This is a genomic window from Lentilactobacillus sp. TOM.63 (assembly GCF_030361045.1).
GTDB lineage: Bacteria > Bacillota > Bacilli > Lactobacillales > Lactobacillaceae > Lentilactobacillus > Lentilactobacillus dabitei.
Map to the genome: position 1 here is coordinate 1 of NZ_JAUCAP010000146.1, position 2,326 is coordinate 2,326.

The following is a 2,326-nucleotide window of genomic DNA, read 5'->3' on the forward strand; positions in this document are numbered from 1 at the left end:
ATTGACTACTATATTTTGTCACAAGAAAAGCCCCATAATCATTAGACTTACTTGTCTAACAATTGTAGGGCACTTCAACCTTGCGATTTATTTTTGAGCCTTTTTTTCAAAATATACTTCTAAAAATAGCATGCTAGCCAAAATAAGCCCCCCTAAAATTTTTGCAAGAGTTGAATTATGAAAAAAATAAATTAACATTCCCCCTGTAGGCAGTAAGATAAACAAAGTTATCCAACCAGCAATCGTATTTCCCCAAAAATAAGTTAATAAAAATTTCAATAGTCTCTCCCTAACTTTAAGCTGGCACTAGTTCTACTTCTAGTTTCAAACCTAATCCTCTCGCATATCGATTTAAGGTCCTTAAGGTCGGAACAGATTCTAACGTCTCAAGTTTGGCTAACTGTGGTTGTTTCATACCAATTTTCTTTGCTAATTCTTGTTGTGAAACCTTATTTTTAATCCGTTCTGCATATAATTTAGCCATCGTATCAATAATAAATTTTTCATCATTTGGAATTGAAGAAAAACTGGACTCTAAATCTGTTAATCTCATTACTATTTCCCCTTTCTTTCTAGCCAATCTTCTAATAAAGCAATAGCGTGTTCAACCTGTCGTTTGTCTGTTTTATTTTGCTTCTTCATATAGTGACTTAACAAAACAAAACTTTCATCGTCATAACTGGCATAGAAGATCCTTTCTGGTTGCGGTCTTAACTCCATGATTGGATATTTATAGCCCTTGAGCACTTTTGAATGCGGTGGCCGAATGTCAGTGCCTAATTCAGCTAATATTTTAAGTTGATAACGAATTTTTTTGAGAACTTTCTGATCATCTTTTTGTTTGCTCTCATTCAGTTTACCCAACCAATCTTCAATTTCGCTATTGCCTTTTTTATCTTCGTAGACTTCTATTTCATACATATTATTTTCATTTCCAATATAACCCCTATGCTATATTCATTCACGATAATAATATAGCATGCAAATTATATAATTACAAGCCTTTTATCACGCTTAAGTTCGTTAACTTGCGCAAACGGCGCAAGCTAATTTAGCTTGATCAAAAAAGCAGCAGTTGATTAAATCAACTGCTGCCAAATACCCCTTTAAAGGTCTAACTTATTGAGTAAATTCAATTTTAATTGTTTTACCCATAGCATGGGCAATTTCAGCTAGTTTATCAAACGTTACATTATCGCCACGTTCGATTCTAGCAATGGTGGATTGAGGGACGTTTGCTCTTTCAGCTAAATCGGCCTGAGTTAGGCCAGCTTCTTCACGAGTATGATACAACGCTAAGGCACTGGCAGATTTTTCCTTGTCAGCATGATAAGCTTCAGCAAACTTAGGGTCTTTTAATTCCCGGGTTAAAATATCATTGATTTTCATTTTGACTATCCTCCCATTCAGTTCGTAATTCAATCGCATGTTTAATTTCAGCGGGTGGTGTTTTTTGTGTCTTTTTGGTAAACCCATGGGTAATCACATATTTTGGTCCCTTAACGTGAAAGTATAATGCCCGTTGAATATTACTGGATACCTTACTTCTTAATTCATATAAATTTTTAGCTGATTCTATCTTTTTAACCCAAGTCATGCGTTGAGCGACTAGTAAACCTTGATCCTGCGTATCTGTAATCACTTGCAGTAATTTAGCGCGATCTTTAATTGGCAGTTGCTGTAACCATTCATCGAATTCATCATGACCATTGGGACGTTTGTAAGTTTCAAATTCTGGTTTTTCCATATCACAACTATAGCATATATGCTTTTTGTTAACAATATATATGCTATAATTGTAGCTGGATTTAATTGATCGATCTTGTTAGCATTGAAGTTAAAATGATGACATCGATTGAAAAAATAGCAATTCTATAAAAATTTTTTATTTATCCTAAGGTTCCTTAAACCCTTTAGGAATCTTCTTCTCTTCTACGAAATATAGGTTTCCCGTACCTCTAGTACATGCAACATGGATGTAAGCTGATTCCTGAGACAACTTTTAAGAGAGGGTATAATGAATAAATCGTCTCTCAAAAGGAAGGAATTTTTACATGCCAACTCGTTACGACAAAGAATTCAAACAAAACATCATCAACCTATATAAACAAGGCGAATCAGCCGCCCAACTGGCCAGAGAATATGGCATTGGCTATTCAACCGTTCATAAGTGGATCCAGGGCCAAGCCAAAACTCAATCCGGTAAATCGCCAGACGAAATTAAAGCGATGGAAAAGCGGCTGGCTTCCCTGTCTGAGGAGAACGAAATCCTAAAAAAAGCCCTGGGCTTCCTTGCGCAGAAGTAACCAATATCTTTGATTACATT

The 2,326-nt window shown here is 35.5% G+C and carries 6 protein-coding genes; 1 reads left to right on the forward strand and 5 read right to left on the reverse strand.

The window, feature by feature from the left end:
- Nucleotides 1-87 precede the first annotated feature (87 nt).
- The 5 genes from QUF07_RS13675 to QUF07_RS13695 all read right to left on the reverse strand — a co-directional run bounded on the left by QUF07_RS13675 (nucleotide 88) and on the right by QUF07_RS13695 (nucleotide 1,747).
- Nucleotides 88-279 carry a hypothetical protein gene (locus QUF07_RS13675; protein WP_008856186.1) on the reverse strand — a complete coding sequence of 64 codons (192 nt, stop codon included), beginning with the start codon at nucleotides 277-279 and terminating at the stop codon, nucleotides 88-90.
- Nucleotides 280-295: 16 nt separating this feature from the next.
- A complete protein-coding gene (locus QUF07_RS13680; protein ID WP_040471208.1) occupies nucleotides 296-553 on the reverse strand; it encodes a helix-turn-helix domain-containing protein in 258 nt (85 codons plus the stop codon).
- A gap of 2 nt (nucleotides 554-555) precedes the next feature.
- A complete protein-coding gene (locus tag QUF07_RS13685; RefSeq protein WP_289427999.1) occupies nucleotides 556-921 on the reverse strand; it encodes a type II toxin-antitoxin system RelE/ParE family toxin in 366 nt (121 codons plus the stop codon).
- A 198-nt stretch (nucleotides 922-1,119) separates the two neighbouring features.
- Nucleotides 1,120-1,389: a helix-turn-helix domain-containing protein gene (locus QUF07_RS13690; RefSeq protein WP_001748276.1), complete on the reverse strand. Its 270-nt coding sequence runs from the start codon at nucleotides 1,387-1,389 to the stop codon at nucleotides 1,120-1,122.
- Nucleotides 1,376-1,747, reverse strand: coding sequence for a type II toxin-antitoxin system RelE/ParE family toxin (locus tag QUF07_RS13695; RefSeq protein WP_001748275.1), 372 nt, complete (start codon nucleotides 1,745-1,747; stop codon nucleotides 1,376-1,378). The genes QUF07_RS13690 and QUF07_RS13695 overlap by 14 nt, the downstream gene beginning before the upstream one ends.
- A gap of 307 nt (nucleotides 1,748-2,054) precedes the next feature.
- Between QUF07_RS13695 and QUF07_RS13700 the strand changes: the two genes are divergently transcribed.
- A complete protein-coding gene (locus tag QUF07_RS13700; protein ID WP_002816285.1) occupies nucleotides 2,055-2,306 on the forward strand; it encodes an IS3 family transposase in 252 nt (83 codons plus the stop codon).
- Nucleotides 2,307-2,326 lie beyond the last annotated feature (20 nt).

What these genes read in the sequence shown, in the direction of transcription:
- QUF07_RS13680 (WP_040471208.1), bottom strand. Translation starts at nt 553, where the DNA reads ATGAGATTAACAGATTTAGAGTCCAGTTTTTCTTCAATTCCAAATGAT.
- QUF07_RS13685 (WP_289427999.1), bottom strand. Translation starts at nt 921, where the DNA reads ATGTATGAAATAGAAGTCTACGAAGATAAAAAAGGCAATAGCGAAATT.
- QUF07_RS13690 (WP_001748276.1), bottom strand. Translation starts at nt 1,389, where the DNA reads ATGAAAATCAATGATATTTTAACCCGGGAATTAAAAGACCCTAAGTTT.
- QUF07_RS13695 (WP_001748275.1), bottom strand. Translation starts at nt 1,747, where the DNA reads ATGGAAAAACCAGAATTTGAAACTTACAAACGTCCCAATGGTCATGAT.
- QUF07_RS13700 (WP_002816285.1), top strand. Translation starts at nt 2,055, where the DNA reads ATGCCAACTCGTTACGACAAAGAATTCAAACAAAACATCATCAACCTA.